Here is a 17,962-nt window from a genome sequence, read left to right as displayed (position 1 = left end):
GCTTCGAATACTGTATGGGTAGGACTGGCTTCCGAGACCGGAGGACAGTTCACCCTTGGTAATCAGACGGTCGTTGACTCCTTGGGCGATGACCGACCAGTCGCTGGGACGGTCCAGGGTTCCGATAACCGGAAATTTCCCGTCTACATGCTGCCAGGCCCCTGACATGCTCTGGCCGTTTAAGGCGTAAGCGGCGGCCCAGGTTTGAAATTGGGCCTCAGTCAGTACACGGGTGCTGGTAACAGAGTCACTTATCAGTCCTTGCAGAGAATAGTTATTTCGGGCCGTAGTGGCATATGGATTGCCAATAACACTTGCCGTTTTTTTACCTCCTGTAATAACTCCCACATTGTAACAATTTTCAATCACATCTTTTCCGCCTGATGTTCCTATGACTCCCCCGCAATAGGAGCCGGCCGTGACAGGACCCAGATTATAACAATTCCTCAACATTAGGTTTCTGACATCCATGGTACTTTTTCCCATGACTCCGCCTACGTCGTATCCGGCGCTTTTCACCTCTCCCTGATTCCAGCATTTCTCAACCAGAAGATTGCTTCCGCTTACGAAGCCTCCAACTACACCTCCCGTATGACCCCTCCCTTCAATATAGGCTTTATTCCAACAGGAACTAACTTGGATTCCCGTTCCGGAAACGCAGCCGACAACGGCGCTGATGTTTCCTGCGGTTGGTGCAATTACTTTTCCTGATTCAACACCTACATTTTTTACAACTGCGATATCGGTGTTTAAACTCCCCAGGATTCCAAACAGTCCCTGATAAGCGGTGTCGTTGGTAATGACCAGGTACTCGATGTATTTTCCATCTCCGTCAAAGGTTCCCGTATAATAATTGGCTGTGTTCTCCCCGATGGGAATCCACCGCAGGGCGTCGTCCAGGTTGTCGGCGGCGGCATCGTAGGTGATATCGGTGTGCGTGGTGCCGAATAAGTCAATATTGGCGGTTAATTTGGCGCAGAGACTGTTTTCCCCCTGATTGACCCGGTAGGCGAACAATGCCAGTTCTTCCGCGGAGCCGATGAGATAAGGACTGGCCTTGGTGCCATCCCCGCCTTGCAGGGTGTTGCCGGCCTCGCTCCATTTGATTGCAATCTGTTCCCAGGTTGTGTCTGCCGGGTCTGCGGCGCGGGAGGCCATGAGGGAGAAGTTTCTGGAAATGTTTCCGACAGTGGCTTTCAGCTTGATGCCGTCGGTCTCCCCGGCCTCGGAGGAGGATTGGGGGTCCTCCACCGGCTCCGGCAGGGTGTCCGGCTGGTCCGCTTCGGATGGACTTGCCAGAGCCATTCCCACGGTCGGGATGGCGTTTTGGGAGATTGTGGCTCCTGGGCCGATTCTCATCTGGTTATTGTCATCGATGATGACGTCGCCGCTGGCATCCCACTGAATCTGCTCTCCGTCAATGTCGGACGGAAGGGCTATCTCGCTGTCCTCTAGCAGGTCGAACAGGGTGCTTCCCTCCGGGAGCATCAGGGCTACGGCGGATGCCTTGGAGGAGGATGATATGGTCACGTGCCCGTTGGCGGCAAAGTATGGTATCTGGGGATATGCGTGGCCGGCGGTGTACCAGTCTCCGGGGATCGTGGATTCCGGGCCTGTCATATCGGTGGTGTCCAGGGCTTCCAGGTTCCATTCTGCCGCGGTGGACGGGGATGCTGCAAAGAGAGTGAGTGCGGATTCACCTGTGTCTTCTCCCGTACCTTCTTTCGCTTGTTCGTTCAAATTATCCATGCAGGCCATCTGGCGGTCGTATGCACATCCGGTTAAGGCGCCGGTTCCAAAGGCGGTGAAGGCGCTCCGGTTTGCCGCGGTGGTTCCGATGGATACGGTGGAGTAGCTGTTTTGAATGACGCCGTCATTGACAGCCGCGAAACCGGCGGCTGTGCCGTCACAGTCCACCAGACCTGACGCGTAGCTGTTTTCCACGCGGGCTCCTTCTCCCAGAATCCCTGCCAGGCCGCCGGCAAAGGTTTCTATGGGGTCCAGGGTGGAGCCGATGCTTGCCAGGGTGAAGCTGTTGGTGATAAGCGTTTCCCCGGATGTCTGCGCAATGAGGCCGCCGACGGCGACTGACTCTGCGGTCACAAGGATGTAGATATCTCCGTCTGGGTTTCCTATGTATTCTATGGGTTCCTCTGTGGTCCGGTCCCGCTCTGTGGCGGGTATGTTGTTGTTTATAGCGGACTCAAATATTGCAGCTGAGGTTTCCGTATCAGGTGGAGTTGCGTCAGACGGAGTTGCTGTCAGAATCTGCGCCATATCCGTGTCCATCACGGCGGGGACTTTCAAAGTCAGGAGGCAGCGGTCGGTCATGCGATAGCCTACTGTCTCAGAGGGGAGTATCTCACCTTCTGCATGATCACTGTTTTCTGTGCCAGTTCCGCTTTCATTATCTACCTCAGTTCCTGTCTCTCCTGAATTTTCGGAGCCAGTTTCAGCCCCAGGCTCTCCCGCTGGCTCCGAACTGTTTTCAGTTCCTGCGGTTCCATTGTTTTCCGTATCATCAATGCTCTCCGCGGTCTCTTCTGCCTCTGGAAGCGAATCGGCGCCCGGCTCTCCATTGTCGGCAGAAGCCGATTCACTTCCGACTCCGGTTCCCGGTCCTGCCTCAGTCCCAGTTTCTCCAGTTCCGGCATTCCCATTTTCCCCGGCTCCATCAGTCATATTTTCCCCGGCTCCGCCAGTCACATTTCCAGCGCCTTCCGAACTATCTGCCGTTCCATTTTCCTGTCCCGCTTCCAATCCCCCGCCAGTCTCCACCCCAGGGCCGGCCTCCGTTTCGGTCTGACCGCTCTCTTCCGGAATTTCCCCAGCCGGTCCTTCCACCATTCCGGGACCCATCGGCTCGTCCGCGTCTGACGGGCTGGCCTTCGCCATCTGATACTCCGTCTCAACCGGAACGGACGTTATGATCTCCCCTGTCATCGCACAATTCTCAACCGTAGTCTGAATGGCATAGGACGCCAGCGCCCCATATCCATCCACATACCGTTCCCCATCATAATAGGTATGGGGATGCACAATCACGGCCTCGCTCAACAGCAGATTTTCCACCTGCGCCCGCTCCAATACGCCGAACAGCGGCCGCTCCAGTCCGCTGATCACATGCCCATTTCCGTCAAACTCCCCTGTAAATGGCTCTATATTCGTCCCGATGGAAGATTCCAGCCAGCTCAAATCCAAATCCGCCTCCAGCCGGTATCTCCCGTTCAGGTTATATTCCTCACTCTCTTTCTCCACCAGATACTGCCCGAACTCCTCCTCCGTATAGATAAGCACGGTCTCCCTGCTCTTGGCCCTGGCGCTTCCGATGCTGTGTATCAGATATCCTGCCGCCACCGCTATCAGCAGACAGACCAGTCCCAGCGCCGCGTACCTGAATAACTCCTTCTCTTTTTCCTTCGTATGCAATACAAAACGGCTCATATTATCCTCCAAACACCTATTCCGCTTTTATCTCTTCTCTTGTCACTCTTACTTTTCACCCTCGCTGCCGGCCCACTGCCCTGACGACCAGGATAACTCTCCCCATCACCGCTGATACCGGCACCGTCCCAATACTGCTGTCACGGCTGTCCACCGACACTCCCCGGTTATCTCCCAGAACCAGATACTGCCCGTCCATCACCGTCTGCGGCGCTCCCAGCCGCCCGGCATCCGTCTTCCCTTCAACATCTCCGGACACATCCGCCAGCGTCACATAATCTTCTCTCACCTGCGTCCCGTTAATCACCACCCGGTTTCCGGACGGGCTGATTTCCACCGTGTCTCCCGGCAGGCCCACAATCCGCTTCACCATACATTCCCCATTTTTTTCAAACACTATCACATCATTCCTCTGCATTTTCCCCGAATTCCGGCCGTACACAATCCAGTCCCCATGATTCAAATAGGGATACATGGAATTCCCGGCCACCCGGTCCACCCCAATCAGAATGCCAAACACACCGGCCACGCACAGAATCAGCGCCAGAACAACCGCCACCATTTTCACATTTCTGCGCCTCTGTCTCACAAAATAGCGCCGGATCTCCACCCGTATCTGCCGCCGCAGCCTTGTCCCAAGTTTGATAATCTCCTGGGATTCCTGTCCATTTCCCGCATCCCGCAGGGCTTCCACCGATTTTACAAGGTCCCACAGGTAGCAGATGATCTGATTTTCATCAAATCCTCCGAAACGGACCGTCTGAAAATGGGGGAGCCGTCTGCCTTTTTTCAATCGCTCCCTCCGCTCCCTCTTGCGGGATGTCCCCCTGATTCCGGCCGTTTCCACGGATTGACACCTTCCTTTCGGTCATTTACCCTTTAATAAGTATTATGAAGTGTCCTGCCGGACGTTTTCGCCACGCCGGCAGCCGGTTTCGATGAATTTGCCGCCATTCACGGCAGAAATTTTGATTTTGGAATGTTCTATCGAATGATACATGATTGATACACGCAGGCATTTCAGAATGCAGTTTCCGGCCGGCATCATTTCCGGCACGGCAAACAGGCGATTTTGACTTTAGAAGCCCAATCACCTGATTCTCTACCCATCAGCTCACAATTCTGCGAATTCTTCCTCGTATTTTGCAATTTTTTCCATTTCCAATCTTGCAATTTTTACGAAAGTGGGTATAATAGACTATATCGTGAAGGAAAAACCCTTCAGAAATGATTATCGTTACCTCATAATACTTATTATGGGGTATTTTTTATTGCTCGGCCTATCTCGGCTAGCCAAGCACCAGCTTCATCCGCGACATCTGCCTTCTCGGCTGCTCCTCCGTGCTCATGGTGTAAATCCTGGTCGTGCTGATATTGGAGTGCCCCAGCAAATCCATCAGTCTCACCACATCCTTCTCAATACTGTAAAAAATTCTGGCAAACAGATGCCGCAGGTTATGTGGAAACACCTTTGCCGTGTCCACCCCAGCCGCCCTCCCCAGCGCCTTCATTTTCTTGCTCACATTACTTCTGTCCACCGGATTCCCATGTTTCGTGATGAAAATGCTTCCCGCCACAATCCCGGCCTTCCGGCAGTATTTTCTCAATATTCTGCTCAGTTCCACCGGCAGCAGAACTGTCCGGGACTTCCCCTTATTGTATATCTCCGCCCGTCCTGACGCCAGAGACTCCACCGTGATAAACTTCAGCTCGCTGATCCGTACCCCCGTGCTGCCGATGGTCTGAATCAGCATACTCATCATCTCATCCCCGTCATTTCTGGCCGCCTGAATCAGTTTTCTGTAATCCTTCTCCGTCATTTCCCGCTCTGGCCTGGCGTACAGCGCCCGCTGCACCTTAAACAGCTTCACCTTCAAATCCTCTCTTCCAAGATAGACAAAAAAGCTGTTCATGGCCGCCAGCATGGAATTGGCGCTGGTTATCTTGTATCGCTCCCTGAGTCCTTGTTTATAGTCCAGCACCCGCTTTCTGTCCAGCGCCGCCTCTCCCATGTATCCCAGAAAAGTCCTCACATCCCTGAGATATTTCTCCACGGTAGCCGCGCTCCGCTCCTCGTCCAGCAGAAAATCACGGTATCCATCCAGCAGCCCCTCCGACATTTTCACATTTTTACGCACTCTCATTTAAAAAAAAATCCTCCTCTTCCGTGTGAATTTATTACCTCTACCATAAACGCAAACGGAAGAAATTTCAAGAGAATTTTTTATAATTGCAGCACTCAATTTAACAAGTCATTTAAAGTTATGATTTTGCTGCCTTTGCTTTCATAATAGTGCAGCATTTCGTCAATTTTTCTTTTATCATAGCTGGTAATGCAGTCTGATAAGACATGGACGCCATAGTTTGCTTTGCATAAGTTATAGCAGGTTGATTTTACACAAGCAACGGCGTCCGCTCCTGCTATGTAAAAATCACATATTTCATTTTTACTGATAAAGGCGGCAAATTCTTCGCTGGTTAACGCGTTCCCTTTGCATTTTGTAAAAATATTTTTTGATACGATTTTCAAGTCCGAAACTAATTCCGCCCCCGGCGTGCCCGGCTTAAACGTCCTTGTTCCGGCCGATAAATTTTCATGCCTTATATAGATAACATGGATATCATGCCCGACTGCCCAGTCAATGGCTGTGTTGATATTTCCAATAATCTCTTTGTAATTCTTTGTGATGTCATTTTGAATATCAATGATTACTAAAGCTTTCTTCTGCATCATGTTCCCTCCTGATAGGTCGATTAATTTATTTGATTTGTTTCTATGTCTATTGTACAATGGAATTGTTGACAACTATATGGCAACAATTAAAAATAATTTTAAACGGCGGTGAACAGATGAAAGTCGACAGACTTGTCAGCATTATTATGATTCTTCTTGATAAAAAACGGATAGGCGCGCAGGAATTAGCCGATATGTTTGAGGTTTCCCCCCGCACAATCTACCGCGATATCGACGCCATCAATATGGCAGGGATTCCTGTCCGGGCAATCTCAGGAGTCGGCGGCGGCTTTGAAATCATGCCGGATTACAAGATTGATAAACAGGTTTTTTCGACTGCCGACCTCTCCGCTCTCTTGATGGGGCTTACCAGTCTCTCGGACATGATGCGGGGCGATGAACTGATACACGCTCTTGCGAAAGTGAAAAGCTTTATCCCCGCCGACCAGGCGAAGGACATTGAATTCAAGGTAAATCAAATATGTATCGATTTAAGTCCGTGGATGGGGAACCACAGTATTCAGCCATATTTAGAAATGATCAAAGCCGCGCTGCAGGAAAGCAGGCTGCTGACCTTTGAATATGTGGCACATCACGGAACTAAAACCGCACGGACAGCCGAACCGTATCAGCTTGTGTTGAAAGGCAGTCATTGGTATCTGTATGGGTATTGCCACATAAGAAATGATTTTCGCTTATTCAGACTCTCCCGCATGTCAAACCTGCAAATGCAGGCGGAGACATTTCCCCCACGGGATTATCAAAAACCGACTTTAAATTTTGCGGAAATGTGGGAAACAATGCAGACCAAAATCACAATCCGCATCCATGAATCTGTCATGGACCGGGTGCTTTACTATTGCTCTTACGAAGATTTTACGCCGGACGGCAAAGAGCATTATATAGTCAGCTTCCCTTTCCTTGAAAACGAATACCACTACGATATTCTGTTAAGTTTTGGTGATAAATGTGAGTGTTTGGAACCGTTACCTGTCCGCACGGAAATGAAGCGCAGAATCCATGATATTGCTGCCATTTATGAAAACTGATATCCTGACTTGTACTGATGTGCAAAATGGGGAAACGGCTTAGCCAGATGATATGCCGCGCCGTTTCTCCAAATATTCCTATGCTTTCTTATAAATGCCGCCCTTTTTCCACCGACTTACCTATCTTTTCACAACCAGCACCTGACCCACAGATATCCTGTCCGGATTTTTAATGTTGTTCCACGCCGCCAGTTTCTGCACCGTGGTTCCAAACCGTGAAGCCAGTTTTGTCAGCGTGTCTCCCGGCTTCACCGTATAGTACTCATTTCCGGCCTCCGGCAGAAGCCCGGTCTCCTTCTTTCTGGCGATTCCATAGATGGATAAATGACTCAAACCGGCCGTGTAGACGCCGCGCTCCGGCAGATAGCTGCTGTCGTACAAATACTCCACACCGCCATCCTCCTTCAGACAGGCAATCAAAAATTCATCTGCCTGCCCGCCTTCTATCATCTGATAGGGAATCTCAATAATCATCCGGCCGTCCCCAAACTGGCTGATGGTATCCGTCGCATATTTCTGCTCATTCCAATAGGACGCTGACAGGGAAAATGCCGGACGTGATTCAAACACTTCTTTCCCTTCCGCGCTCAACAAGTCTCCTGACAGATTGACAACGCCCAGCTGTACATCCGCGCTGGCCTGGGCATAGATGGACTGCACGGAAGCCAGATTCAGTCCCAGGCTGATATCCGGTCTGTCCAGCACAATGATAAACCGGGCTATCTGATTATTGATAATGCGTTCCTGCGTCACTTTTGGCAGGTTGACCGTGGCCGTCTGAATCATCCTGTTTTCCGTATCACTCTTCAGCCGGACAATCAGCTCTCTGCCGGCTGCCCCGCGCTTAACGGCCTCTTCCATCACTTTCCTGATGGCTTCCTCCACAGCCTGATCCGGAATATTGAGTGTGGCGCTGCCGTCTTTTCCTATCTCCGTCTTCACCACGGTTTCCACAATCACCGGAGCATCCGGCTTTTCATCCGGCGCTGCCGGTATCACCACCGGTGTGGTGTAAGAACCTGCATTTCCGGTACCTGACGGGACTCTTCCGGAGGAGCTTCCACCGGAAGAGTTTCCGCTGGAGGAACCTTCACCTATAAAAGTCCAATGAGCATAGAGCGTCACATCGCCGGTAATCGGAGTGTTGTCCGTGTACCGGATACCACCCTCGACAGTCGTAAACCATCCGTCGAACCGCCATCCACTCCGTTCCGGCACAGGCAGATGAACCGTACTTCCGGCCGTTATTCCGGTGACAGGGTCAAGCGCACCGCCTCCATTGCTGTTCAGAGTAACCGTGTATTTTGCAGCCGGTATTTCCGGCTCCCCGGAGGAAGTCACCTGCACGGAAACGGTTTTGCTCCCCATATACTCCGGATTGTCCAGTGTAACGGTAAAGTTGTATGCCCCTGCCTGCTTCACATATACATAAACAATCGTATGCTCCTCATTGTGCTCTACGGTAAAATCGGTAAAATCAGCATTTTCTTTCGTTGCGGTAATACGGAATTGCTCTGATACAATGTACTGGTCCGGAGTTATCGTCCCATCTTCCCGTCCGCCGTTGTTGGCTACAATAAACTGAACCGGACACACGCCCTTGTCACTGCCATCATATTCCACCTGGAAGACGGCCGTCCCAAGATAACGTTCCCCATTCCGCTTTGGCAGGACGGTGAGTGTCACCGGGTCAGTGGCAATTGTACTGCCTCCCACGGCGGTATAGACGGCCTTCACCACGTTATCTCCTGTCGTAAGAGACGGAAAGAGAGTGGAAGGACCACAGATCACGGTTAAAGCAAACCCTTTCTCACCTGAACCGGCATGATTGTATGTGACCGCATTCCCAACCGGCTGCTCACCTCGATAAAATTGTACCGTTCCGGTGGTGATTTCAGCGTTTGTCGTGCTGTTTTTCACGGAGACCAGGAGGGTTACCTCATCATTTTTATAATAGGGTCCATTTTGGCTGACGGAAAAGGAGACTTCCGCCACGCCGGAGGTATCATAGGTCCAGCCGGCATAAACCGATGTGGCCTGAGTTACCGCCGTGTTGTCAAACGAAAACTCTGTCGTACCTCCGTTTTCCGTGAACCAGCCGTTGAACACATAGTCGGCTTTTACCGGATTTTGCGGCGGCGCTGCGGCCTTTTTCCCTTTCAAAATAATCTGGGGCGCCTGGTCCGTGCCGGCGCCGTAAGCCGTCACACCGTCGTAAAATGTCACCGTGTAATAATCCACCGTGGCGTCCGTGGACGCACCGTCCACAGTCACGTCCACTCCCGTGTCCACGGTCCCCTCATAAATTCCGTATGTTCCGTCTGTGACTGCATTTAAATTGGTTGTCACACTGTCGTCGTCCGCATTGACGAGACGGAAGGTTTTCCCGTGATTCAGCCAGTCCGTACCATCTTTGTTGACATTTACCGTCACACCATAAGTTTCCGGCGGCCGCTCTTCTGTCAAAACAGGGGCTGCCGCATCACCGGTCCAGAACCAGTAACCGGCTGGCTGGGAATCCACCCATGCACTCAGGGCCGGAAGCAGGGAAGTATAGCTGGCTTCTCCCACCGTAACAACAGCGTCATCCGCAAAAACCCCGGTGCCATCAAAACTGTAAACCGCATTCTCCGTGCCGGAATTTCCCACTCCGGGCATGGTTTCATTGATTCCCGTGTCTTTGTACCAATAGCTGTTGGCCGTCTTGCCGGAGCTGTTGTCACCTGTCACGCTGCCGGCATACATGGAGTCTTTATCAGGTACTGTGAGTATCCCCGCGTTATAGCAGTTTGTTACCGCACCGCTGTTGGAAGCCGCCACTCCGCCGTAATAGCTTCTGTTTTCGGTGCCTTCTATATCACCCGCGTTGTAGCAGTTTTCTACTTTACTGGTGGACGTGTAATTCTCACCTGTGATGCCACCTGCATAAACGTAATATCCATCCATCGTTACGGTTCCCGTATTCCAGCAGTTTTGAATCGTACCTTTGCCGCTGCCACCGTTTTGACCGACCACGCCTCCTGCCACAATGGAGGTTCCGCTAATTGTGCCGGAATTTGAGCAGTTTCTCACCGAACCGCTGTTCAGATGGCCGACAATCCCACCCACGCCAATCGTAGTATCACCGGTACTGGCAGAGATATCCGCCAGGTTATGACAGTTTTCTACAAGTCCGGAGTCGCTGACAGAACCAGCCACCGCCCCATAGCCGTTGTAATTACTTGAAGAATTCCCGGTATAATCTATAAGTATCTCTGCGTCCTCCCCAATGATAACATTTTTTACCGTGCCTCCAAAAAGTCTACCGAATAAACCTGCATTGCCAGCTGCCGCCTGGCTGCCGGAGACATTCATCCTCATCTGGGAAACCACGGCATTTCCCCCGTCAAAGGTTCCCTGGAACGAACAGTCTGCATTTCCAATCGGCACCCATTGATGACCGTCCAAATCCACCTCATCCGTGAGCAGAATCGTCTTGTCTCTAAAGTTTATCCGCTCCACATTGACCAGTTTGGCAAGACCCGCCAGCTCGGCGGCGGTGGAAATCTCATAGTCCGAATCATCCTCATGTCCGTCATACCAGCCGGTATCCGCATAGTCGGCGTCAAGCCATGTATCGCTGCTACCCATCCGGGACCTGCGCTCCGGAAGAATGTTGTCCTTTTGAGTGTCCTCATCCTCTAATGCCACAGAGATTACAGGGAATTCCACATCCGGCTCCCATGTCCATCCTTCCGGCATGATTGGTTGAAATTCAAATACCCCCCCCCCTGTATTCTTCATCATAAACGGAATCGCATTCCCATTGGACGTCTCTGACCGTGGCGCTTCGGAAGGTAACACGCTGCTCCTCTTCCGTGTTTTTGCGTTCCTCCGTCTCATCTATCTCATCCGCCTCTGCTGTCGTGGCGATCTCCCAATCGGGAGGTTCCGGCGAAACCGCCTCATCACGGACAGTCACCTTCAGCGTCCCCGGCAGATTCAGTTCCGTCTCCGGTGTGCCAAGGGGCACTGTCTGATATCTCACCTCATCCGGAAGCTGGTCAAAGGACGTGATTACCCGCTCCTCCGCCGTCTCCCTCTCCTCACTGGCAAAAGCCGGCGCCGGTGTCATGGTCAGAATCATACAGGCAGACAGCGCTGCCGCCGCTCCCCTGCGCACAGGAATCCCTCTCACGGCCCAAAGAACAGTCTCCCAAGCCGTCTGGCACCACCATCCCAACAGAAGCACTGCCAGCACCGGGTATTTCCCTCCCGGATGCCGTTTCGCCCAGCCTACCAGCCGGTTTAACCGATTACTATTTTTCACTCCCATACCAAATTCCTCCTTCGTTTTTCCTGACCTCATTCCGTCAAATAGAACAGAATCTCTTTGACTTCATCCGTCAGTTACGATAAAATAATGTTACTCTTTTGCACGATATCCTTATTTTATAATATTTATGGTCCAATTTGTGGGTGGACACCTAAACAACACCCCAATACACTTAAATAACACCATGTGGAGGTGTCTTATGTTAAGAATTGCAATCTGCGATGATGAAGCACCGGAGCTTTCTCAAATCATGCAAATCGTTGAAGATTACCGGGAGGGGCATCCGAATCAGGATGTCTCGGTTATGGCGTTTCAGTCTTCGGAGGAGCTGTTAGAATCGCGGGAGAAAAATCAGTTTCACATTTATCTGCTGGATATTCTGATGGGCAAGCAGAACGGAATTTCCGTGGGACAGGCTATCCGGGACGCCGATGAGATGGCCGTCATTATCTATCTCACCGTCTCGCCGGACTACGCGGTGGAATCCTACGCGGTTCGCGCTTACTATTACCTGTTAAAACCGGTGACGCGGGAAAATCTGTTTCCGATTCTGGAGCGGGCCATCGGGGAGCTGGAAGACAAGGAAAATATCTACGTGGCCGTGCGGACAAAAAACGGCATCCAATCCCTCCGGCGCAGCCAGATTATGTACGTGGAATATCATTATCATATTCTCAGTTACTATTTAACGAGCGGTGAGGTCGTCGAGAGTCTCACCGTCCGCGCCAACTTTGAGCAGGAGGCGGAACCGCTTTTAAAGGACGGGCAGTTCGTGCGAATCTCCTCCTCCTTCCTCGTCAATCTGGACCAGGTGCAGCGGGTGGGGAAGAAGGGCTTCTGCATGAAGAATGGCGTGGAGTTGACCGTCACCCGCACCTATACCGAAGCCAGGCGCCGGTATCTGGAATATGTTTTGAGAGACACAAAAGGGCCGTCATCTAATTGATGACGGCCGAAAACATTTAAGATAAATTGGTTGTCATGGAAGCAGTTTACGAATCATGTTGGGGAGTTCGGCATAGGTAGTCCAGATTGGAGTCAAACCGTAGCTTTCCCAATAAGTGTGCTGGGCATAAAGTAAATGATAAAGTTGTACCCATTCATAGTGAAAATTTTTATCGACTGCCAGTTCGTTGAGAATCTTCTCCTTTACCTTTTTATCCGCATCCGTGCAGATATGATTAGTCAGGCGGACCAAAGACTCATTCATAGTATTTAGGATATCCAGCGGGATAGTTCCGGTCATACTGCCTTTTATTTGGTCTAAAAGTTCGTTTATTTTTTTCTCATTAAATCGTTTTTCTACCTCTTCCCCGAACAGCTTATTGATAAAATCATTGAGAGAGAAAAAAATAAAATGTGGACCATCCGTATTGGGGAGTCGCCGCTCTCTGTTTTTTAACATCCGTCTGAAGTTGTAGTCCTGACCAGAAAAACCAATAAAGACACAGGTGGTATCCAAAAAATCCTTGGCCTGTATGGAATTCTCCCAGCTGTACGCCTTCTGCTCCATTTGATAATAGCTGGTTTCTGTCAGAATAATACAGTCGCTTTGGGATAATGTGGCATCGGTATCAAAAATCGGTAGATATCCGTGTGGATGATAGATATTGATTTTACCGGTCTTTGGACGCTTGTCGGCAGTCATATCATAAACCACATTCAAATTTTTGTTTTGGATATGCTCATTTATCTTTAGACAGTATTCCAGCAAATCATCATAATTGTAAGTGACCACACTATGTACACCCTTTTTTCCTGTTCGGGACATACACCGGGATAACATATGGCTAATCTCTCCGATAGCTTCCTGTTTCATCTTCCCGCACAACTTTTTTACTTTTACATCCTTCTCTAATTTCATCGACTCCTTAATCAAAGAATGGACAATCTGTTCCGTTATGTGTTCCATTCCATGTGAATCAAATCCTGGTTCGGAAATGCCTTTGATATAATTCCGTATGTATTCCGCAATTTCCAGCACATTCATGCCATCGAAGAGAGCGCCAAAGTTTCCATTCATGGCAGCATTGGCCTTCTTGTAATATGAGTCTTTTTCCATTGTCTCTATCTTTGATGCTCTGGCCTTCTGATAAGAGCAGGCATCACATTGGGGTGACTGTTCCAAATCAGGCACCATATCCAGCTCCGTCAACCTGGCCCACATTTTCGATAACAGGGTATACCAGTTCGGGAGACCGGCCGGCATACTGACACCGGCTCCCAGCATGAACGTCACCTCTTTGTTCTTCATCTGCTTTACTAAAAGGTTATAATTTTTTTGATTCATTTTAGAAAGTTCCGGACCCAATATCTGTTCTAACGAAATCATAGTTTACTCCTTCACAGCCTCTTGTTTTGCCGCTGACAACATTTTCCACTGCCGAATAATGGAATCCAGCATATCGTATAAAGCATCGTTATTTTCTATATCCGTCAACTTATAAAAAGAACGTTCACTGCTGAAATCCCTATTATTCCGGAATATCTTCACACAGGCTTTGATATACTCCTTAACCGGCCCCATAAACGACTCACAATTCATATCCTGATACATTTTTAACAGATCGTCAATCCAGTCACAGAGTTTGGAAGCATCAAGCTGATACTCAAAACCACAATTTTCCCAATAGCCGCATTTTTTTATAATAGCACTTCTCTGCTCTTCTTCCAGCCTGTCAGTTACCCCATAAAGGATGTTCAATTCCGCTCCCACACGCATTACGTTCAACAGCGTTACTGGAAAAGCCTGCTGAATATCCCACATCTCATACACAAACGCCAGCAGAAAATCCTCTATATTCATGCCCAGCACTGTAACAGCTATACAGTCGGAATACAGTTCCTGCATGACAAGAAGAATACTGTCGCTTAGCTCATCTAAAGAAAAAATATCTCTTCTCACATATTCCTGTCCGTCATCCAGGAAGATGCGATTCCCAAGGAATTTGTGAAGAATGACCTGAATGAAACGGTAAGACTTCTTGTCAAAATCCCCGCATCTCCAATTTTTCAAGTAATATTCCGCCTTCTGATTGGCAATATTCAGTTGGGAATATTGGATACCTGTGCCTTCAAATTCTGTTAAAAGTTCATCAAGAATCTCCTTATAATGCCTGGATATATCTTGGTAGAGCCAGGAAGAAAGGATGCCATTTCCTTTTTCCATTGCCGAACACCCTACCTGCGGAATCAAAATATGGTACAGAATCTCCCTGGCGTCTTCACTCAAAAAAGTTCCAAAAAGAGAATTGTAAGGAACCGTCAACGAAATATATTGCTCAATCGCAGTTTGAGTTGTGAGATATCCGGCGGCATCACTTTTAATTCCATCACAATGCTTTCCCACGATATCTTTAATCTTTTGCTCCATTTCAGCAGTCTCTTCAGCCGAAAGTCTGGAAGCGGCTGCCAAAGCTATCGTCTCAAAAAATTCCCCCTCTACCAGAGAATGATACTGCATCTGCCCAAAAACAGTTCCAATATACAGGCTGATTGCCTGCATGAAATAGTTCGCCCGCTGACAGCGAAGCCTTTTTCCACAAAAATGCAGCACTTCATGGAGAATGCGGAACAAGGTGCCTCTCACATCATAAAGGCTCATCTCTGGGATGGTCAATATAATCAAAGAACAGTTACCTTCGGCAGATGGGTCTCTGTATGAAAAAAGGTCACAACTGTTGGCCTTATCACAGCCTCCGCTGGTAACCACAAACGTATAGGTATCCCGGTAATTGTGTTCCCCTTCCGTTTCAACCAATTTCTTTGCAATATCATTAACAAAATAATTGTAGAAGAACAAAAGTTTTGTTGCGGAACCGATAGATGGATGGGAAAGAGACTGCCCCTCCATAAAAGAACTATCAGACCGTTGAAGATCAATCAAATAATCCCCAATTCTCTCACGGAAAATACTGAGAGATTTGATTGTATTATTCAGGAGATGGCACCGATACTGCTGTAATTCCTCCATCTCCCGCTCCCACCTTTCCACATTTCTTCTGGAACGTTCTCCTTTAACATCAGTTTTCCTGATTTTCCGTTTCAAGATTGTCAAATCTTCATCAATTGATCTGATTGTCTCCATATCCTTTGTAACTACGTCGCACAATACATCAAATGCATCTCCAATAATCCTATTTATATCAAAGCAGTGAGAAGACTGGATAAAATTTAAGAACGTCTTCATCACGGTCTGAAGTCCAACTGATAAACGTATGGGGCATTGATTGGCTTTGCAGAACTTTTCTAAAGCTGAAATGAATGTTTCGAATTGTTCCTGTCTAACCTTATAAGGCTTCTCCTTCAGGCTGTCACCATCCTCATTCCCTTCTGTTCCTTCCTCCCCGGCTATCTTCTGATACTCCACCGATGTATCGCCCTCTACTGATATGATTAAGGAGGAGTATAAACTTTTTATATGATTCTTAAAAAATTCACTGGATGGATTTAAAAAACCTTTTTCAAAATACAGAGATATAAATAGCTCCACTGGCATATCCGCCAAGATCATACAATCGGAATTACCAAACAGTTGAAAACACTCCGTTGCAGCAGATAACCCGTAATTTGTCTTAAAATTATCAAACTCCCTGTTAAAATTTTTATCAAACTCCCCTGTGGAAATTCCTTCTTTCAGAATAATACGTATAGAAACTTTTACAGCAGATTCCTTTTTCTTCGGCAATTGATGTATTCCGCTCGGATACACGCCGGAAATAGAATAAGAATTTGATATGACTGCATAAGAACATCCTTTTGCATCACTCATTGTGCAGCCTTTCAATCCGTCCAGAATCCGAATATTCTGTGCTAAATCATTGGAGTGAAACAGGATTATAAAATCCGCATACCCAATTGACGGGATAACCGCACAGTGAATATCTTCCAATGAAATTCCATTTTTTTGAGCAACTATTTTAAGTTCTCTGCTCAAAGACAGAATCAGATTGCTGCTATTCTTCTCATGCTCCACAAATTCACCAGACAGGTTCACAACAGAAACGGTTATAAACGGAACCTTATTTAACATCAATTTTTTTTGATTTGCTTTTCTCTTTCCCTGGTGCTGGGAACCAGCCATCTTCCAAAACTCATAGTGAATACCAAGTTTCTCCAGTTTTTCCGATATCCTTTTACGGGGAAAATATCCTTTCAATGTATGTTTATCGCTATAAGAGTCCGCAACTGAGGTATTGCCATTATAATTTCCCACCCGTTTCGGTCTCATTTCATACCATTGTTCTAGGATTTGAATATCCATACCATCATAGTGGCCAAACAATGTATATTGAGACTGGGATGTATCATCTTCATCCGTGAGAGCCATCCGCTTTTTCATGGTAAGCATAATCCCGGCATAGTTCTCCTTGTCACCGCCTGTCTCCCTATCTTTCGTACTCATATTTTTACCTCCCGGACATTATAAAAAAAGACCTTGCAGAATCGTCTTTATTCTACAAGGTCTCTCCATTTTAGTCATTCATTAAGACTTTTTATGCTTCCAGCCAATATCACCATAATCATGACTTTCTAAATTTGTATTGCCCTTAAATCTATCACGCAATGAAACAGAACCCGTCTCAAGGGGCGAATGCAGTTCCCGGGTTTCTCCAGCGTTCTTTTTTACATAACGGTGTGCTCCCGCCCTTTGAATTCTAATTCCTGTTTCCATTGTACTCACCTCGCTACATCATTTTCATTTCTTCTCCTTAGTATATGCATGTCAAGATAATAAATACATTATCAGCTTGTCCCGCCATGCACATAAGTATTTTATCACTATTACATTTTTATTGCAAGTTTTTTGTTTTTTGCATATTTGTACCTGAAGGGGTGCGAACGAGAACCGGCACCAAATCCTTCCAGCGCAGTTAAATGATGTATCTGGAATATGTTTTGAGAGACACAAAAGGGGGCTGTAAAAAAACTCCCTAATTAGGAATCGCCAGTTCCGGCAAATGCCGGTTCTGGTGATTCCTTGTTTTTATAGCTGCTTTTTGATGTTCACTTGTAAAAAATGGTTCACTTAATAAGCCTATGTGGGTAACTTTTCTTTGCTTTTAAGCTGCTGCTTCTTTTCGCTGCTTTTTATTATGATATTTATAGATGTTAAATCCACAAGAGATTAACGTAAGTTCAAGAATTACATTTTTCTCACCTCTTCGAAATAATCTTTTGTAAGACCTGTCCCATTTTAATACTCCGAATGTTCCTTCTGCCTGAATACTCCTATTCATTCGCAAAAGGGCTCCATGGATGGACTCCAGGTTCGATAGTACTTCCTGATGTATGGCAGTTAATTCCTCATTCATGCGGATTGTCCGGTTGCCCGATGCCTTTGGACTGCATTCACTTTTATATTCGCAGCCCTCACAGGATTCGCATTCATAGAGTTCTTCCGTTCTCCCATACTGATTC

The 17,962-nt window shown here is 48.1% G+C and carries 11 protein-coding genes and 1 pseudogene; 2 read left to right on the top strand and 10 right to left on the bottom strand.

Features of this window, described 5'->3' with window-relative positions; all coding sequences use genetic code 11:
* From HMPREF9473_RS27605 to HMPREF9473_RS08020, 4 genes and pseudogenes are all read right to left on the bottom strand, one after another.
* Nucleotides 1–3,444 (bottom strand): annotated as a pseudogene (locus HMPREF9473_RS27605) (ZmpA/ZmpB/ZmpC family metallo-endopeptidase-related protein); the annotation flags it as partial.
* Nucleotides 3,445–3,499: 55 nt separating this feature from the next.
* The gene (gene lepB / locus HMPREF9473_RS08030) at nucleotides 3,500–4,291 is read right to left on the bottom strand and encodes a signal peptidase I (protein ID WP_034858120.1); all 792 of its coding nucleotides are present in this window, start codon (nucleotides 4,289–4,291) and stop codon (nucleotides 3,500–3,502) included.
* 442 nt (nucleotides 4,292–4,733) lie between these two features.
* Nucleotides 4,734–5,588: a tyrosine-type recombinase/integrase gene (locus HMPREF9473_RS08025; protein ID WP_006779580.1), complete on the bottom strand. Its 855-nt coding sequence runs from the start codon at nucleotides 5,586–5,588 to the stop codon at nucleotides 4,734–4,736.
* A gap of 95 nt (nucleotides 5,589–5,683) precedes the next feature.
* Entirely contained in the window at nucleotides 5,684–6,175 is a 492-nt protein-coding gene (locus HMPREF9473_RS08020; RefSeq protein ID WP_006779579.1) for a cysteine hydrolase family protein, read from the bottom strand.
* A gap of 119 nt (nucleotides 6,176–6,294) precedes the next feature.
* On the opposite strand from HMPREF9473_RS08020, the gene HMPREF9473_RS08015 reads away from it, so the two are divergent.
* Nucleotides 6,295–7,227: a helix-turn-helix transcriptional regulator gene (locus HMPREF9473_RS08015; RefSeq protein WP_006779578.1), complete on the top strand. Its 933-nt coding sequence runs from the start codon at nucleotides 6,295–6,297 to the stop codon at nucleotides 7,225–7,227.
* A gap of 120 nt (nucleotides 7,228–7,347) precedes the next feature.
* Here HMPREF9473_RS08015 and HMPREF9473_RS08010 read toward each other — a convergent pair whose 3' ends face one another.
* Entirely contained in the window at nucleotides 7,348–10,917 is a 3,570-nt protein-coding gene (locus tag HMPREF9473_RS08010) for an InlB B-repeat-containing protein (protein ID WP_207636786.1), read from the bottom strand.
* A gap of 64 nt (nucleotides 10,918–10,981) precedes the next feature.
* Nucleotides 10,982–11,542: a hypothetical protein gene (locus tag HMPREF9473_RS27600; RefSeq protein ID WP_006779576.1), complete on the bottom strand. Its 561-nt coding sequence runs from the start codon at nucleotides 11,540–11,542 to the stop codon at nucleotides 10,982–10,984.
* A gap of 199 nt (nucleotides 11,543–11,741) precedes the next feature.
* On the opposite strand from HMPREF9473_RS27600, the gene HMPREF9473_RS08000 reads away from it, so the two are divergent.
* The gene (locus tag HMPREF9473_RS08000; protein ID WP_006779575.1) at nucleotides 11,742–12,488 is read left to right on the top strand and encodes a LytR/AlgR family response regulator transcription factor; all 747 of its coding nucleotides are present in this window, start codon (nucleotides 11,742–11,744) and stop codon (nucleotides 12,486–12,488) included.
* 33 nt (nucleotides 12,489–12,521) lie between these two features.
* Here HMPREF9473_RS08000 and HMPREF9473_RS07995 read toward each other — a convergent pair whose 3' ends face one another.
* From HMPREF9473_RS07995 to HMPREF9473_RS26760, 4 genes are all read right to left on the bottom strand, one after another.
* Nucleotides 12,522–13,679, bottom strand: coding sequence for an SIR2 family NAD-dependent protein deacylase (locus HMPREF9473_RS07995; protein WP_207636785.1), 1,158 nt, complete (start codon nucleotides 13,677–13,679; stop codon nucleotides 12,522–12,524).
* Between the two features lie 198 nt (nucleotides 13,680–13,877).
* Entirely contained in the window at nucleotides 13,878–16,946 is a 3,069-nt protein-coding gene (locus HMPREF9473_RS07990) for a hypothetical protein (RefSeq protein ID WP_006779573.1), read from the bottom strand.
* Nucleotides 16,947–17,027: 81 nt separating this feature from the next.
* Nucleotides 17,028–17,225 carry a hypothetical protein gene (locus HMPREF9473_RS07985; protein WP_207636784.1) on the bottom strand — a complete coding sequence of 66 codons (198 nt, stop codon included), beginning with the start codon at nucleotides 17,223–17,225 and terminating at the stop codon, nucleotides 17,028–17,030.
* Nucleotides 17,226–17,604: 379 nt separating this feature from the next.
* On the bottom strand, nucleotides 17,605–17,962 hold a 358-nt coding region (locus tag HMPREF9473_RS26760), incomplete at its 5' end, for a transposase (RefSeq protein WP_187388694.1).

It is taken from the genome of Hungatella hathewayi WAL-18680, from assembly GCF_000235505.1.
Classification (GTDB): domain Bacteria; phylum Bacillota; class Clostridia; order Lachnospirales; family Lachnospiraceae; genus Hungatella_A; species Hungatella_A hathewayi_A.
The sequence above is the reverse complement of the archived record's forward strand: the minus strand, read 5'-3'. Positions and strand labels throughout refer to the sequence as shown.